This window comes from Enterococcus sp. AZ084, from assembly GCF_051714905.1.
GTDB classification, from domain to species: Bacteria; Bacillota; Bacilli; order Lactobacillales; family Enterococcaceae; genus Enterococcus_B; species Enterococcus_B pernyi.
Map to the genome: position 1 here is coordinate 1,809,304 of NZ_JBIOSS010000001.1, position 17,866 is coordinate 1,827,169.

The window sequence follows — 17,866 nt, forward strand, 5'->3', positions numbered from 1 at the left end:
GATTCAACATTCGCCATCTTGTTTAAATACAAATGCATACGCATTTAAATATTCATTATATTGTGAATAATAGTTTTGTGTGATTTCATCTTGAACAAGGTCAGATGAGACAATCCACATGTTTTCAAATCCCCAATCCGCTGACTGTCGAAGAAATAACTCCCCTTTTTCTGCGATCGACAGGACTCTTTTGATGATTTCTCTTAAAACCTGTTCTTGGTTCGTTGCTTCTACTAAGTCAAACATTTGAATCAAATATTTCCCTACTTTTGTTTCAGCAATTGTAGATTGTTTTAATAATTTCGAACAAATTTCTTTGGCTTTGCTGAAATTTTCTACTGCTTTATAAAACTCTTGGGATAATTCTTCGATAAATGGTTTGAGAAAGTCAGGAACCTTTGTGGCATCAAAGCCCACAAATACTCGATAGTCAGCTCGAAAGTTTGTGGTACCTCCCTCCTCTACTTGACTAGTCAACTCGTTTTCTTTTACGAATTCAATTTCCCCTTCATTTGGATTACCGGGTTGTTCAGGTACCAGGTCAGGCGCTACTTCTTCAATATTTTGAGCAATAGAATCCTCTACCCATCCTTTCATAATCTCTAAATCTTCGTCTGTAAATAGAGGCTCTGGCGGTTGATTGAGCGTCACGTCTTCATTAGGAAATGATGTTTCTACCCATTCCTCTAATTCTGTTAAGTCACTAGTTGCCACAATAGGGACATTCGAAGGTCCCGCATCTAATAGATCATCAATTGCTTTTGATATTGCTTCACCTAGACCCTCTTCTTCAGGAATTACCTGATGTTGAGAAACTTTCTTAGTCAACAAATCGTTAATTGTACGAGACAATGCGCTTTCTACCAAAGCTTGATCGTTTATATAATAATTTTGTGGCTCCGAAATAAAGCTAGTTAACGGTGTAAGTGCCACATCGTTATCTTCATATCTTGGAAATTGGTAATCATTTGGAGTGACTACTGCTTGTCTGAATTTGTTCCAATCACTTATTTTCCCTGCCCCTGTAGGGATTGTATTATATGGTGGGAATATTCTATTTTTAGAGGTCTCTTCCTGTGATGTGCTCGCGATACCTACCTTTGAGGTACTAGCCTTCTCATGTTTCCCACCAGTTTTTGACACGGCACTCATATGATCAACAGAGACTCTTTCTAAATGAGTCTCAAAACGAAAATGTTGAATGCTAGAATCAAATCGTAATACAGTGAGCGGTTCTAGAATATTCTTTTTTACTAAATGGTATCGATTCTCTTCCATGTCCAACAAAATCAATGGAATGTACCGATGTGTGATTTTTATATACGTTCTTCCTGCTGCATCGCTCATCAACCCATACGCATCTGGAGCGGAAAGACCAGTTGGATCTAGTAACACTTCAAATCGGTTGATTTGACTCTCAACAACGGTTGTTACTTCTTTAGAGAGAAGGGGTGACGTCCCTGGCTCAAAATACCATTCCACCCCATTGAAATTGACTGGAAATATCTCATTTCCATCAATAACATCGTAACGTACCCCATGGCCTTTCACTGGCTCAATTCTGATAGGTATAATTTGGTCATTCATTTTTATACCATACGAGATGGATTTATCTTTATTTTGTATGGTATAAACTATCCCCTCCCCATATCCCTTTGGGTAAATATTCGCTTCTTCAACAAACGGAACGTCTTTATCTACTTTCTTTGTTAAGCGATCAATCAATGCTTTTTGTTCTGGCGTAAAAGATGCTGCCCCTTCAAATTCTCTTAGTTGATTGCCTCTCAAAGTAAAGTATTTACCAGAGACATCGCCATTTTTTAAATCTGTCACCTTCATATATAATTTATTTTTTACCCATTTCACTTGAACTTCTGGACCATTTCTTGGTAAATGTGTACGGATGTATATGTCAGACCAATCTGTTGTTTCTTTTTGTAACTTTTCTAGTTTTAACAAGATTTCTTTGATACTATGGTTTAAAAAATTTTGATTTTTTAATGTCACTAATCCTTTTATGACTAATTGACTCCCACCTACAACTAACTCAAAACCGGGATCAATATAGCGTGCCACACCTGCTATGAGAGCTCTCAGTTCTGCTGGATTAGGGATTACGTTCGCACTGCTCATTATTGCATTTCTTAACCCACCTCGTGCAATTGCTCTGGCTACGCCCACAACAAACTTCGTATTCAAAGCAGTAACCGTTCCAAACAAAGGAATCAGCAGAACAACATCAATTAGACAAGAAGACACGGCCTCACCCACTTGTCCATTTATACTACTTACCACACAATCGTAAAACGGAATAATATGCTTCACCATATCCCATATTTTTTCAGTTGTCGACTTGTCATTTCCTGACTCATACAGTTGTCGGTAGAATGCATCACGGTGCTTACTGCTGATATTCTCGACGAATGTCTCTACGTCAGTTCCACGAGATAATTCTTTATCGCGATGGACTTTAACAGTAAATGTATAGTGTTTTTTATTTATCAAGACCCCATCACGGTCTTTTTGAAAACCTTGATTCCAAATGTACTTCTGATCAAACAAACCATATTTAAGATATAATAATGGATCAGTATCGACACGATATAACATATACCCACTGTCTTCATCCAATGCTTTTAATGCGTATAAACGTTCTTCATTGTTGCAAATGGCAACGAACAGATTGGTATTTTCTAACTTAAGGATTGTATCGAGCCAATCCACGCGTTTTGTAAAGGAAACTGGTGGCATACCCGGCGCACCTGCACCTCCTCCGACATAAGGAGCTTCATTTTTCAACTGCGCCGAAGCTTCGTAAATTTTGGTATCAGCCGAAAATATAAAGCTAAGCTCCTCAGGAATTACTATTTTTAGTGCCAGTTCAATCAACTTCTTATTGAACGAGTGATAGGCATTCGAAACAGCTTTAGTTAGGTGTGTGTATTTCTCATTAATATTTGGCAAGTCCAAAAGTTTAGGACATGGATTTTTCCCCTTAAGATATATCTGATCAAACCCTCTGACATCTATTACTCCCTTTTGTCTACATTCTTCGGCTACTTCTTTTGCCAACGCTTGCTTACGACGCCACTCCCTGAATGCTTTTTCATACATTTGATAAGAAACATGTATCATTTTATGTAGCTCTAAAATTTTGAAATAACCTTTCTGTCGATAACCTATGAAAGTGCTTAAGGCAAACTCTTTATGGTTTCCTTTTTCTAATGCTTCACTTAATCCCTTCGGATCGAGTTGAGCAATGGCTAATAGTGCTGGTGTGATTAGATATTGCAACTGATTAAGTGAATCGACGCCTTGTTTACTGACTGTCTCACAAAAAAACTCGCCAAACGCTCGAATTTCCGTTTGGTTGAACTGTTTCAGATATCCTGCATCTTTTAATAACATCGAACCTGTTAACTGCATTAATGTATCATAATCAGAAATCGGTAAATCATCAGATAGATTACTTGCCTCTAAAAGATAATTTGGTAATACGCGATCGACTAGATGGATCCATAAACTCTTTAAATTCGCTTGATCCTCCTCTTGCTTTCGTGAATCAGCAAGTGTATGTGCTCGAGGTAGAGGATCGATCAAACCCGATTTTTTCAACTCCTCTAGCTCAAACAGCTTTCTGAGCTGTCCAATCGTATAGGATGATGGATCTGAAGATGCAAGTATACTTTTAGCTATGTATGCTTCGATTGAACTTTCTAATAAATTTTCAACAGCCCATTTGGAAACCGTAGCTTCTGCAAGATTATCGGAGATTTTTTCCTCTAATTCTCCACCATATAGATTTAACTCTTTAAGAATGATCATCGCGATTGCTTGTAAGTTTTCATGTATGATCACTCGTTTGTCACCACTTCGTATCAACCATTTTCCCATTACAACGAATAGATCTTCTTTCGTTGCTTCATTTGCTAATAGGCCTTTATTGTAAAAAAAACGTTTCACCTGTTCCATTACTCGTCCCTCACGCCACTGATCCCCGTCACTAGTTGTTTTTAAACTAATGATATTTCCTAAGATATCTTGTTTATCTTTAGGTATATCTGCAGGGGGTACAGATGAATTCGAACTAGTTGATTGTTCAAATATACTAGATGTTCTATTTTCATTTAAAGAAGTGACATCTTCAATCGTTTGAGAAAGCCAAACAATGAAAGTGATTTTTGCCTCCATGTCTGAGATTACTCCATCTTGTTCTTCACCAATAATCAATTGAGCGATTTCTTTCACTTTCACCATATCAATTGTTTCTTGAGTAGTATCTTCAAGTAATGTCCATTCTGACACCTTTTCAACTAACAAACGAAGATTAGAGATATCGCAAGGAATCCCTTTTGTAGTTAAAAAAGTGGCAATTCTTTGATTGATTTGTTCTTTTTGAGTAGAATCGATTCCATTTTCAAAATGGTTCTGTAATTCGTTGGTTACCTGTTTGGCTGGATCAATATGATTTTCATTCAGAAATGCTTCAATTTTTACCTTTGTCTCTTTCTCTCCTTCTATCTCTTCAGTGATCCCTCCAACAAAACGACGTTCACTTTCTCTGAATTCCTTATAGAAATATCCTTTCTGTGCGTTATTGTTTTCCCATTGGAGAAAAATCTTTCTTGCCTCATCAATGGTAATAAAAGTTTCTTTAATACCATAATTTTTAAGGAGGAGATTGGCTGCCTCTTTTTCTCTTTTGATAATCAAATCATATGTATCAGCTGATAAAGTCCACTCGCGCAATTTTCTGACTAATTCACTCGTAGATGAATTAATAAAATGGGCATTTTGCTCATGGAGGAACGTCCTGACCGCTTCGTTCACTTTAGAAGTTTGGGTGCGATTTTCAAAAAGAGCAAAGTGGTAACAGACAAGAATGATTGGTTGTGTATTAGGTATAGAAAGCGGTCGATCATTAATAAAGTCGGCATAAATTTGATCACTATGTTTTCTTTTCTCTAGGAAATGACTCATCACGGATGTTTCCGGCTGAGCTAGTTGATAAATGTGCGTTTGATTCGTTTGATTTTTGTATGTATTACCCTCTAAAATCGTATTTGTTTTCCATTGCATAAAAATTGCCTGTAATTGAGTCGCAGAAAGAATATCTCCCAACCTTACATTTTCTACGCCATACGCTTTGAGTAAAAAAAAAGCTAAGGTTGCTAACTTTTCTGATATAACTGATACTTCATTTTTTTCACTTATTCCTACCCTATCTTGAAGTCTCTTTATCAGTTCCGTGTCAGTGACAGAATCACTCAATAATCCTTGTTTGATGTACCAATCTTTTAGATGTTTATTTACCGTTTTTGTAGCGTTTCTTCTTAAAAAAAGAAGTTCGTTATAATAAAAAATCGGCAATGGTTGATCCTGATCGATTGTAGGAAAACGATTTGCCGCAATCGCTTCAGTCACTTTAGATATTAATGTTAATTCAGTCGCATTCATTGTAGCTTTATCTTGATTCATCTGGGTGTCCATTATGATTGTTTGGTTCTTCATCAAAGCAAAATTTTTATTTATTGAAAATGTAACGTTTTTAAAAATATTATTATTTCGCCATTGGAGAAATACTTCAATGGCTCTACTATCCGTCAGATGTTCTTCGGAAAGATCATAAGCTTTCAAAATGATTCGAGCAATTTGTTTTCTTTTATCCAAAATATCTTGATTCGTGTTCCCTCTATTTCCCCAGTATTGGATTGCAAGAAACAACTCTCTGAGCGATGATTCATTCGACAAACACAACTCCTTATCATGCTGGCACACACGCTCAATAATCACTTTATTAACCGTCTCCGTCTTATCACGCTTGCTAAAAACCGCTAAATCAAACCATACTGGCCTCAGTGATTCAACTATTTTTTCTGAAGTAAGTTCATTTTTCATATAAGACGAAATCGTAGACTCGATTTTTTTTAGTGTATGATCCGAAAAGTCTTCATATGATTTCAGTGGAATGTTCACACTTCTATCCAATGGGAATATTTTTTTTCTACCATCGGATAATTTGACAGGAATCGTTGCCGCTTCTGCAACTCTTACTTTTAATGGATCCAATATTTCAAGGAATCGGTCAACGCTTTCCGTTGCTTTCTCCATTAATGTCCATACCATATTAAATTGTTCTTTTACTATTGAGCTGTTATCTAGATGTTTAGTGAGTTGAAATAAGTTGGGGAAGAAATGTTGTATTGGATGTCTAATATTCTTTCTAACTTGGGTAGTTTCCGAATTTTTTGTTTCATAGTAGGGAGGAAAAGTTTGCTTGAAAAAGGGGAAAAAATAGTCAATTAAAAGGTATCCATTTGCATTTTCTTGTTTTTCTGTAAATATACTATTTAAAAATCCACTAAAATAAATGGGAAATAAATCAATCTTCTCTATCGGAAATTCTTCTACATTTGATACTGCTCCTTCAGTTGCATTTACTGAAAAATATTTATTTGTCAAAGAATATAAATCTTCCATGTGGAATTGAAAAACAGTTTTTAATGTTTCAGTCATATCCTTTCCAATAGAAAATGGCAAGTCGTTTTCTGTGCTAGTTTTTTTAAAGTGAAACTTTTTAATGTCTATTGGGCGGTATGTTTGTTGACCTAGCCTTTCTTGTGAATCGATGATGGCTCTCTGACAGATTGTTTTAAAGTGAGATTGTGTATGATTGGGAACTTGCCACATTCCCCAATGTAGTCGATAGTTAAACTCACTATTGGTTGTACAATTTTCAAGTTTCGAAATCCCGTGAACTACCTGATGAATATTGACACTCCATTGATGAGCTTTTTCAGCTAAGTACATCATCGGAGGATTATTAGAATTCCCTTCAATGATTGGTCCGACTATCGTATTGTTACCTGTTTCTGCCTGAAAATGCAACCGGTTAGAAGTAGAAGTTGAAACAAAAGATTGAACTGTGAGAAATTCTTCTTGATTACGCACTTCTATGAAGGTGTCTACTTCAAAAGCGGAAGAAGCTCCTTTACCTGTTTGTTGAAGATTTGGTGATACTTTATCGGATAATCGAAAATTCCCTAATACACTTAATAGATAAAGGAATCCTAGCGGACTGTGAAATCCCTTGGGGCTGAGCGTCTGTCCCATACTATTGGCTAAAGCGTTCAACCATCTTTGTTCTGCTTTTTGATTATATTTCTTTTGACATTGATAATAAAATTCACCATTTTTTTTCCTATAAACTTCTATTATCATTTTTTTCACTCCTTCATCTGTTTTAATAAAAAAAATTATGTAATAATCATATTTTTAATCATAGAGAGTGTTAAGCCTGGATACCGAAATAAAGGAAAAGCATATCGTCAATAGCAATTAAAAAAACTAAAAAAATTTTATTTTTATATACGTTAATTGTACAAAAAATATGACTATCCAATGTGACTTTATTTGAATGATTGATGAAAAAAATGGTCTAGTCATAGTGACGATAGATATACTCACTAAAGAAATATGGATAGAAGCAGAAAACTTATATCCTATAGATTTGTTTGCCTCTCCTTTTATTTTTCTTTAGTTGTTGTCGAAACTTAGTTACAAATTCCCATTGTAATTTTCATATAGAAACGTTCGACACACATCCGGTTAACCATGATGACATAGCTAATTTAACAAAGGATATGATTTATCTTTTCTGTTGTTACTGAATATAAAACTATCATAACAATGAAGTGCGCCCCCAAAGTTAGACCCAAAAATCTAACTTAGGGGGTATTTTAGTGACTAGATACGATTACGCATTTAAAAAACAGATAGTTGAAGCTTACCAAGAAAGTGAAGGTGTTTATAAAACATTGACGGATCGGTATAGTATTCCAGACTCCTATCCAGTTAAAACGGATAAAGACAGTTTAGACGCTCGAATTTAATGCTTTTCACAAGAAAAAAACGAAACAAAGTTACTCTTCTCAATTCAAACAAGATGTCACATACTATTAGTTGAATAGTGATAAATCTTATCTTGACATTACCCTGAAATACGGCTTGTCCTCCAACGCTTCAGGTTTTTCATTGGCATCAATCATCCCTCAAATAAGGCATGTAAAGTCTTTCACCGAAACCGAAAGGAAAATTTTCATGGAAAGCCAATCATCAAAAAATTATATCTTAGCACAATCCATTGGTTAGTGGATCGAGTATTAGAATCAGCTGCGCATCAAAACGAAACTCGGCTGCAGTCCTGTTCAATATCGTAAACGAATGGCAACACAAAAATACCGACAAGATTTCTCCAGTCGGTACTTGGCCTAACTATTGAGTCTCACTTCAACCTACTAAAAGGTTGGTTTCTTTTTTCTAACGTTATTAATCCAATCCTAATAATTCCCTCTGCTTACGATTCGCTTCGTCTGCTACATATTTCATGACCGTTTTAAACTCTTTAGCGGTGGCATTTTCTGATAAATCAGCAATGCTTTTATTTAACTGATTGATAAACTACTTAAGCAAAATAAAACTCAGTTGAACATCCTCCGTCTTTATACTATGTCTATAAAAAGAAGGAATGTTCAACCAACCTTGTTTTTTGGTGCGAAAAAATAGAAGAGATATAAGTAATTTCATGCATCTGTTCTTTTGTCGAAATCACCTATTTAGCAAAGCTCATTAACACCGCCTTTTCAATCGAAAATTAAGCGATAAAAACTTGGTATTTCTGATAAAATGACTACTTGTAAATCTTTATCGGGCGGAAATATTTCTAACTCTTTCGACTTTGGCTAGAAAATGATATGTCAAGAAGTTTCAACTGGTTTGAGGGACCGCTTGAACTTTTTAATTATTGAAACAGGACTGTCACATTTGCAACCACACGCACTGTTCGTCCATTTGGATATGAAAGCATTAGCTCTAGCTTATGTTGACCAACTTTTGATAGAACTTCAGGATTCAAAATAGTGATTTCAGGACGATCATTTTCTTCTATATGGGTCTGCTCAACAAAATCAAATGGATCATAAGGTTCTCCTAAAACAATCTCAACCCTCCGGCCAACAGGAAATGCATCTTGTATTGGTATTTGCGTTTCTTTATATTGATCATACAATGTAGAATCGATCAAACTTCTCCAATTCTTTGGCATTTTGTCATACTCTGCAGAGGTCCAATACTCAACATTTAATTGTCGATCAGATGTGTCATCACGTGTATTGCCAGAAACATACGTTGACTCTCCTTTAAAACCTTCAGAAGCTTGATTCATGATCAATAGCTCTCTCCGGCGGTTGGCTGGAATATTGTGATAATTGATAAATTGATTATCAATAAATACTCCATTATATACGTTGTCCTTTCCAGTATGCCGATTATACTCTATCCCAATCGCGTACTTATCCTGCCACTCTTTAAAATCAAACACGTTATTTGCTACTAGCCAATTCGATAACTCCGCTACTTGACCTTGATCAAAACTATCTCCTAATCCAAATTCTGGTGTTTCATACATAATAATACCGGTATTACGTAGATAATTATTCATGATTGTGATGTTACGTCCTGATTTGAATTTAAATCCACCATAAGGTCCATTGTGCAATCCACGAACGTGATTGCCTATAACCTGTACATTCTGTGATCCTCTTAGATAGATGGCATGATCACCTACCACACCATATCGATCCTCGTTCTCGTACATCTGCTGGAAGAAATTATCTTTTATCAAAACATTCTTCGAATTACTATATGAATTAACACCACAAGAAAGATAGTTTTGTTCGTTATGTTCAAGAGACATTTGCTCAGACTCCAACGCAGATTGTAGACGATTGATGGTTTTGATAATCTCAGGATTGCTAAAGCTCTTGATTGCCTCTAACTCATTGATCCGTAATCCAAATAGATTATCTGTAATCTGTACGTTTTCCATATACTCATATCTTCCAACCGTCGAAAAACCACCAATATAGATTGCCCGATTTTCTGTATCTGGCGTGGCATGTTCATGATCTCTCATAAATATATTATTTTGCATAGTTGCCCCATTGGATGTCTGTAGGTTGATCGGATACAAAGAGACAGGATGATAAAACACATTATCATTGATGGTAATGTTATTTGCTAAACGTGTAAAAATTCCTACTCCATCGAAAAACAATGAATGAATCTCAATATTGTGGCTTGTCTGGTAATTTTCATCTGACAAATAAACGTTTTGTCCTGTTTCATTTTTCAATATCGTTGGATTCTCTTCTTCTCCTTTGATCTTGAGACCGCTTCTTAACACCACATTTTTATTGATGATATACGTATCAGCTGGAATATATAACTGTTTTGTTAAAGAATTGGTGTGATCAATAATCGTTTGTAATTGATCTGACTGATCTTCTAAACTCTCACGTCGCAACGCGTGCTCCCCAAAAATCGTCTCATCTGTTGCATCTAACCATTCGGTGTGCTGAGCCGGAAAAGTTTTTTGGCCCTCTAACTCATTCGTTGCTTCTGCGTTTATATTTGCTGGTATGCTTATTACAAACAGAACCAGAAAACATAACATCATTTTTAGTTGTCGTTTGTTCATTTGTCTCTCCATTCTTTTTAGCTGTGATTGGCTATCGTTCTAAACAGGAAGTATTCTTTTATTTTTGGTGTTAGGTACCTTTTGTTTTAAGACACCATAAAATAACGAACGATATCCATTTGTAGATTAGCAGATAAATAAATAGTTTGGCACTCAATAATTTCATTCACAGGTGAAATTATTGAGTTCTTTCGCAAAAAAAATAGTTGAGCAACAGTTTTACCTAAAAAGACCCGACTAAATTTCTCTAGTCGGGTAACAGTCCTATTCGTTATAAATTATCACTTGAAACTTGATAATCCTTTTCTATTTTCTTTATCAATTATCTGGGTTATCTTAAACTCTTTTTCACCATACACTCGATGCATCGTCCACTGATCGATAAATGGTACTGTTAGATTCATGACAACAATCGCTACGCCGATCCCCCCTGGTAAATCTAAGACGATTCTTAAAACGGCACATAGTAAACCACAGCCGATAGCGAAATAATACTTCCCTTTATCGGTTGCAGGTGAAGTCGTATAGTCTGTTACCATGAAAACAGCTGCCATGATCAATGCTCCACTAAGCAAATGAGCTGTAGCAAAGCTAAAATTAAACCCACTATAAATTAAAATCGCTAGATAGAAAGAGCTTAGGGTCAACAGAGGAACGAATGGATGGATGATTTTTCGCACGATCAAATAGCCCCCTGCAATCAATAAGAGCAGTTTACTTGTTTCCCCCATTGGACCGCCTAGATCAATCCCTAAGAAAAGTTTCCACCATTCAGGTGTGGTCGCGCTGATTTCTCGAGAAAAATGACCAAGTGCCACAAGTGGCGTCACAGTTGTGATTACATCTGGTCCTGGTGCGATCCAATTAGTGATCCAAGGAGATAAAAAGAGCTTTAGAAGGACTCGTGCTGCTACTGCGGGATTGATCCAGTTCCTTCCTAACCCGCCTCCTAGATGCTTTACAAGGACGATAGCAATAAAGTCCCCGACAAGCACTGTCCATAATGGTGCACTAGTAGGTAATGTCAAAGCTAACAGCCAACCTGTGATCACAGCAGTCAAATCATTGACCGTGATCGGTTGTTTACTTGCTTTTTGGATAACCCCTTCAAGTAAGACACATGTGAGGATACTGGTAATGATCATCACTAACGAACGCCCACCAAAAAAGTAAGTCGCACCAATCGTTGGAAATATAAGGGCAATCAACACTTGTTTCATTTTCCATTGGCTTGTCCAATCATTACGGATATGCGGACCATTGATCGTTCCGTTTCCTAGATATTTCGTACTCATCCTTTTGCCTCCATGATCTGATTTTTTACTGCTCTGATATCTTTTAATAAGTCGATTTTTGAAGGACAGATAAATGAGCAAGCACCACATTCTAAACAATTCAACGCGCCTAACTGTTCGGCTGTCTGAAGATCCTGATGACGGTACGCTTGACTGATCAAGATCGGATGTAGACCGATCGGGCACGCATTCACACACTCGCTACATTTGATACACTTTTGTTCCTTGGGGATCATTGCCTCTGCTGCAGACAATGCTAAAATCAAATTAGTCGTTTTTGTGACTGGTTCATCTAATGATTGGATAAGTTTCCCCATCATCGGACCACCATTCAATACCTTAAGAGGTGACGACACAAATCCACCACACGCAGCAATCAATTCCTCTACTGGTGTGCCAATTCGTACTCGTAGATTTTTTCCTTCTTTGATCGGTGTACCTGAAACTGTTACTACCCGTTCGAAGGATGCGACCTGCTTCAACGCAGCACTAAAAATACTATGTATCGTCGCTACATTCAAGGTGATCACTCCGACATCAAAAGGGAGCTTGCCTTTAGGTATTTCTTGAGATAATACATGCTTGATCACTAATTTTTCCGCACCTTGAGGATATAGATCCCCTAGAATATGTAACTGGATTCTTGGATCAATCAGATGTTTATGTAAATGTTCAATCACTTGTACAGATGATTTTTCGATCGCAATCCTTGCTTTTGGGATTTGATAAGTATCCAGAATCATTTGTATACTCTTGATCATTTGTTCGGTATCTTCAATCAATAATCTTCTATCACTAGTAATGGATGGTTCACATTCTGCTGCGTTAATGATCAAGGTATGGATCTTTTGTTCTTCTTGAGGTAGTAGCTTTATGTCAGTTGGAAAACCAGCCCCTCCCATCCCTATGATTCCTGCATTCGCAACGATGCTATGTAAATCTTTATTTTTTGTATGTAATAATTCTATACGATCAGAAAAGTCATTTTCTATAATGACTACTTTAGTCAACTGATGATTGACCATGCGCTCCTCGATTTTTTTTACGACTCCTGCCACTGAACTATGTACATTGGCAGATATTCGTCCATCTTTTTCTCCGATGAGTGTCCCAATTGCCACTTTATCTCCTACTTCAACAACAACTTTAGCAGGTTTTCCAAGATGCATAGACATTGGTAAAATAATTTTCTTTGGTGGCGTTAGTTTCTCGATGGCTTGTTGTGCTGTATGTTTGTTTTTTTCAAGATAGACGCCATTCAACCTTTTTTTTACTATTAATTTCATTTTCATTCCCCTAACGATAGATAAAAAAGTAATAAATCAAACCGATTGCTACTAATACTAATTGCAAACCTAATCCGATCCATTCATATTTTTTTCGATAACTAATTTTTTTCATTTCTCCCCCTACGATAACAATGATTTTTTTATATGAAACAGTTGTTTTATTCCTTGTAAAACTTGATCAAAATAGCATATATCCGCCCATAATCCATTAAATAAAATGATTTTACAGTAAAATCGTTTGCTATTTCCGTTTATATTAAAGAAAATAAAATAACCATTTAACACAAATATAATAACACGATGCAAAGTAATATAAAAGATTAATTTATAAAAATTTTTATCTTATCTTTTTTACTAAATGACAATAACAAAAAAATTCTAACTCATGGGTTGCTTTGAGTTAGAATTTTTTATTGATTTGCTTGCGAGAAATAATTTGAAGGACTACCTTTTACCAAGTCCTGATTGCCAAAATTTTTTTGTGGAACGTAGCTGTCTATCCTGTAACAATATGCTTACTAATCGTTACTCCACCGCTTGCTTTTCCACATTTTGATGATAGAGACTCTGTTCAAACAACACTTTCCCATGTGAAAAATATAATTCAGCGTCTAAACATTGCCTGTCGTTAAGTAAATCAGTTATGACATTCGCTAATTTGATTACCGCAATTCGATCAAATGCGGTGATCATCGACTGTCCAATTGCTAAATTATCTAAAACAATACTTCTATAGTCGGATAAAGTCGGACAAAACGTTTCAACAAAAGATTCGATTGAACTCACTGAACGGTTCAATAAAAAATGCATAGGATGGCTATTCATATGTTTCAAAAGATATTTTTTATTATTCGTTAAATCAAGTTGATTAGCAATACAAACATCGATTTCATTTGTCAAAGATAGTTCTCTTGTGACTTTACCTGTGATGGTATCGTCAATTTGGATGAACGTTACTTTTTGATGAGAATGTCCAGTATCGACGATCCGATCAATCACTTTTGTTACGCCGTTGATAAATGTATCTGAACCTACTGTATAGTCACCACTTGGGTAATCAAGATAGTTAGATACTGGTACAGTGATTACTGAAAGCCCATGGCTACGTAGCTCATTTGCAAATACAACACTCGAAGTCCCACCTAATAATACGAAGGAGTCGTAATTTTCCTCTTTGATCAATTGAATAAATGGATAGTTAACATGGTTAGTTTCTGAACATAAATAGGAGCAATCAAATAAATGCCAATGATTTACATGTTGATCCAGCTTTGTTTGGATATATTGTTCTTCAGAAAAATTGATTGCGAATAATTCGATTTCTTGTTCAGGTATGGAAAGCACAAGCTGTTCCACCAACCGCTCTCCCCCTTTTACATAGCCTTCTATTGATAAAATGCCAACTTTTTTCGCCATATTCGTTTTCCCCTCACTGTATTCTTTCATTGAATTTCCATACTAAGTCAGTTCCAACAGCTATCTTCCTCAGACAGTAGTAATTTCTCATGCCGATCAAATAAATAGCAGACCCATGTAATCGGTATCATTTAATCGTAAAATTTTTTAGAAAAGTCACTTAATTTTGCGATTTTCATATGATAGACATAGTTTCCTTCAGCTATTTTCTATTTAAGTAAAATATACCATATTTATTCCAATATAGCATAGAGGTTTTTTTATTGGTAGAGAAAAGTATAGGAATACTAAAATAGTATCAATTGCGACAGAACAAATTCTAATAATTTTGTCTCACGGCAGCAGCTAGAAAGCGAGGAAGGCAAAGACATATCTTCTATTGGTGATCATTGAATCTGGCTTTAAATCTATTTTCAACAAAAAAATAGACCACAAGTTTGACTTGTAGTCTATTTATATCGTTCGATAACTCAAAATAAAACAGCTTTAAACTTATTGTACCTTCAGCTGTAACAGGTATATTTTATTGGTAGCAAACAATTAGAGCTGTTTGATGTTGAATGATCCAACATAGAGTGAGATAATGTGCTTTTCATTTAACAAACGATCGATCGCTTCGACAGATCAGTTAAAAAATTTTCAATAAATAAATCTGTTCCTTCTTTTGTCAGTTCATTCGCTTGACTAAACTTTTCTTTTACATTTATTTTGATTTCTTTGAGGGTCTGTTCCTTTGTCAGAAGATCGAAGATATATGTCGCTACTTCATTCTCCAATAGAAAGATGCCCTCATCTGATGACAAATAGATTGTGTTTCCTAATTTTTCATAAGCGATTGTTTTGTTTAACTTCATTTCTTTTCTTCCCTTCCTTTAACTCCATAACCAATAGTTCCACTATTGATCGTCTTCTTTTAACAGTCATTCTTCGAAATTGATGGTGTTCTGAATATTACTTCACATGGACTAACTTTTCAAAAGCATTAACCCTATTACTTGTTCTCATTCCTTATTCCAAAGATAAGAACCCCTTTATTCTTGGCGGGTGATTGATTCTTGCTTTTACTTTACATCGTAAAGTAATCAAATGCGAATAAGTAGTAGTTATCATCTCAAAACGTTATGTACACACATAATATTTCCTATATAAATAAGGGCTATCCGTCTTATCTGATCTTATTCATCGTTAACTTACAATTGATTATTGTGAGGCAAATCATTAACGAAATCATTTGCCTCACAATAAGGGGATTTTTAGGAAACTAAAGTTAGTCTATACAAAAAAGGGGAGTTTTTTAGTGTACTAACTTCGTTTCTACCATAAAAAAGAACGGTGTAAGCTTTGGTCCATTTGTTAAGCTACTAGAACAATTACATGACTTCACTTTAGTATACGGTCATCTAATATGCTTAGAAACTCTTCTCAGATCCTTTGAGCTAACTATCACTGTCCTCCTCTCTAGCATCTAGGAAAAAAATTCACTTTTTTTCCTAACATTAGTATAACGCGATTAATGTAAAAGTCAATATTTTTATTAGGAAAAGTTAGGAATAAGTTTTTTTATTAAACAGCTTATTCATACTATTTTCATGGATTGCAGGATTTTAGACACTGAATTAAGGAGTAACTAGCTACCCTATTATTGAAACACTCACAAATTTTAGGAAATGTTTTAGAAAAGGTTTAGGCGGATTGTTTACAGAATTGATATTTACCTTATCGATTTTTTTGCAAAAGTTTAAAAACATAACAATAATCTTCAAAAATTATGGTTTTAATGCTTTATATTGAGTATAATAATTTGAAAGATATCCTTATTTTTTCTCTATTTATTTATTATTTCACGCTATATTTATATAATTGATAGGCAAATCATAATAGCAAGAATCATTTATCTAACTCGTAAATGGTACTAGTTATTTGTTTCTATCATTCAAGAAAACGGAGGAAGGAAAACTGATGAAGAATTATTATTCAGTCAATGAACTTGCAGAGATTCTAGGAGTAACCACTCGTTCTGTACGAAATTATCTACGCGAGGGAAAACTACAGGGGATAAAGGTTGGAGGAAAATGGAAATTTTCAGAAGAAAATCTGTCAGAGTTTCTACAGTTCTCCCTTAAAAATAAACCAAGTTTCGTAGGAACTGACCAACCAATAAATAGTGCAGTAGTCCTAAAATTCTACCTTCAGTACGAAACGTTGGAGTCATTGCACCAATTTAGAGATTGTATGATCAAGTATCATCAAGATGTTTATTCAAATAAAGAAGATCGTTACTTTTTTTATAATGTCTTAGATGACACCTACGCGGAATTTATTATTAGCGGGAATTTTAACTATGTTCAAAGTTTTGGTACTTGGTTCAATGAAGCTGTTTTAAAACGAACGGATATCTCATTGACCGCACCAAAATAAAGCAGTGTAAGACATTTTTGTTAGTTGATGTCTTACATTGCTTTATTTTTTTAAATCAGCACAGTGATCATACTACCCCCGACAATCAAGGCTAACCCGATCAACGTGTATCTTAATTCTTTTTTGCTCTTCTTTTCGTGCAAAATAACCATACCACCTAAAGTTGAGATCACTACGTTCAGTTGCGTGATGATATAGGCAGTAGCTACTCCATTGGCATTAGCTGAAAATATATAAGCAAATGCTGCTAAACTAAAAATGACTCCGACGATCGTTGCTTTCCAACTTTTTCCATCTCCGTACGCTTTTGGTTGCTTCAAGACGACGTAAATAGCCGCTGCTAAGAAAACACCTAACATTTGTGGAAAGAAGATAGCTACACCGTCTGCATTGACTAATTTAGGTAATGCACTGTACACCCAATAACCAATACTCGTAGAAGCAAGAATCGAAATTCCTTTAGTTATCCCACCTTGTTTACTTCCCCCATCAGTTACTGCTGTTAGTGCAGAACCAATCACTAGCAAGACGATCGCTACTCCGCCAATCACTTTTCCTGTTGTTCCTGCCCATTCGCCAAAAGCAAAAACACCGATCAGTGACGTTCCAACAAGCTGCATCGCAGTGGAAATAGGCATTGTTTTTGATACGCCGATCAAATTGAACGTGGTGTATTGTCCGATTTGGCCAATGACCCAAAACGCCCCCGATAAAAGACTGATCAAAAATGTAGTAATCGAAATACCACCGGGTGACATGAACAATTGAACAACTAGACCAACGAGTAATGCGCCAATACCCGTACCTAATATTTCATTAGTGGGACGCCCACCGATTTTTTTCAAAACCAGTGGTTGAATCCCCCAGCCAATCGCTGGTATTAATGCAATTAAGATTCCCATCAATCAATA

9 protein-coding genes are annotated in these 17,866 nt (G+C 35.6%); 2 read left to right on the forward strand and 7 right to left on the reverse strand.

Annotated features, from left to right (window positions below):
- Positions 1-3: 3 nt before the first annotated feature.
- Positions 4-7,221 carry a QWxxN domain gene (locus IGI79_RS08255; RefSeq protein WP_438845839.1) on the reverse strand — a complete coding sequence of 2,406 codons (7,218 nt, stop codon included), beginning with the start codon at positions 7,219-7,221 and terminating at the stop codon, positions 4-6.
- 521 nt (positions 7,222-7,742) lie between these two features.
- On the opposite strand from IGI79_RS08255, the gene IGI79_RS08260 reads away from it, so the two are divergent.
- Entirely contained in the window at positions 7,743-7,892 is a 150-nt protein-coding gene (locus tag IGI79_RS08260) for a hypothetical protein (RefSeq protein WP_438845840.1), read from the forward strand.
- A gap of 908 nt (positions 7,893-8,800) precedes the next feature.
- On the opposite strand, the gene IGI79_RS08265 is transcribed toward IGI79_RS08260, so the two are convergent.
- From IGI79_RS08265 to IGI79_RS08285, 5 genes are all read right to left on the reverse strand, one after another.
- Positions 8,801-10,537: a glycosyl hydrolase family 28-related protein gene (locus IGI79_RS08265; protein WP_438845841.1), complete on the reverse strand. Its 1,737-nt coding sequence runs from the start codon at positions 10,535-10,537 to the stop codon at positions 8,801-8,803.
- Positions 10,538-10,818: 281 nt separating this feature from the next.
- Complete coding sequence (locus IGI79_RS08270; RefSeq protein ID WP_438845842.1) at positions 10,819-11,832, reverse strand: RnfABCDGE type electron transport complex subunit D; 1,014 nt, start codon at positions 11,830-11,832, stop codon at positions 10,819-10,821.
- Positions 11,829-13,118, reverse strand: a complete 1,290-nt coding sequence (gene rsxC, locus IGI79_RS08275; RefSeq protein WP_438845843.1) for an electron transport complex subunit RsxC — start codon at positions 13,116-13,118, stop codon at positions 11,829-11,831. Before rsxC ends, IGI79_RS08270 begins: the two co-directional genes overlap by 4 nt.
- A 528-nt stretch (positions 13,119-13,646) precedes the next feature.
- Positions 13,647-14,537 carry a 6-phosphofructokinase gene (locus tag IGI79_RS08280; protein ID WP_438845844.1) on the reverse strand — a complete coding sequence of 297 codons (891 nt, stop codon included), beginning with the start codon at positions 14,535-14,537 and terminating at the stop codon, positions 13,647-13,649.
- Positions 14,538-15,133: 596 nt separating this feature from the next.
- Positions 15,134-15,391, reverse strand: coding sequence for a hypothetical protein (locus IGI79_RS08285; protein ID WP_071866235.1), 258 nt, complete (start codon positions 15,389-15,391; stop codon positions 15,134-15,136).
- A 1,105-nt stretch (positions 15,392-16,496) separates the two neighbouring features.
- On the opposite strand from IGI79_RS08285, the gene IGI79_RS08290 reads away from it, so the two are divergent.
- Positions 16,497-16,955, forward strand: coding sequence for a helix-turn-helix domain-containing protein (locus IGI79_RS08290; RefSeq protein ID WP_071866234.1), 459 nt, complete (start codon positions 16,497-16,499; stop codon positions 16,953-16,955).
- 50 nt (positions 16,956-17,005) lie between these two features.
- Here the strand turns inward: IGI79_RS08290 and IGI79_RS08295 are convergent, their stop codons facing one another.
- On the reverse strand, positions 17,006-17,857 hold the full coding sequence (locus IGI79_RS08295; protein WP_071866233.1) for a GRP family sugar transporter: 852 nt from the start codon (positions 17,855-17,857) through the stop codon (positions 17,006-17,008).
- Between the last annotated feature and the right edge of the window lie 9 nt (positions 17,858-17,866).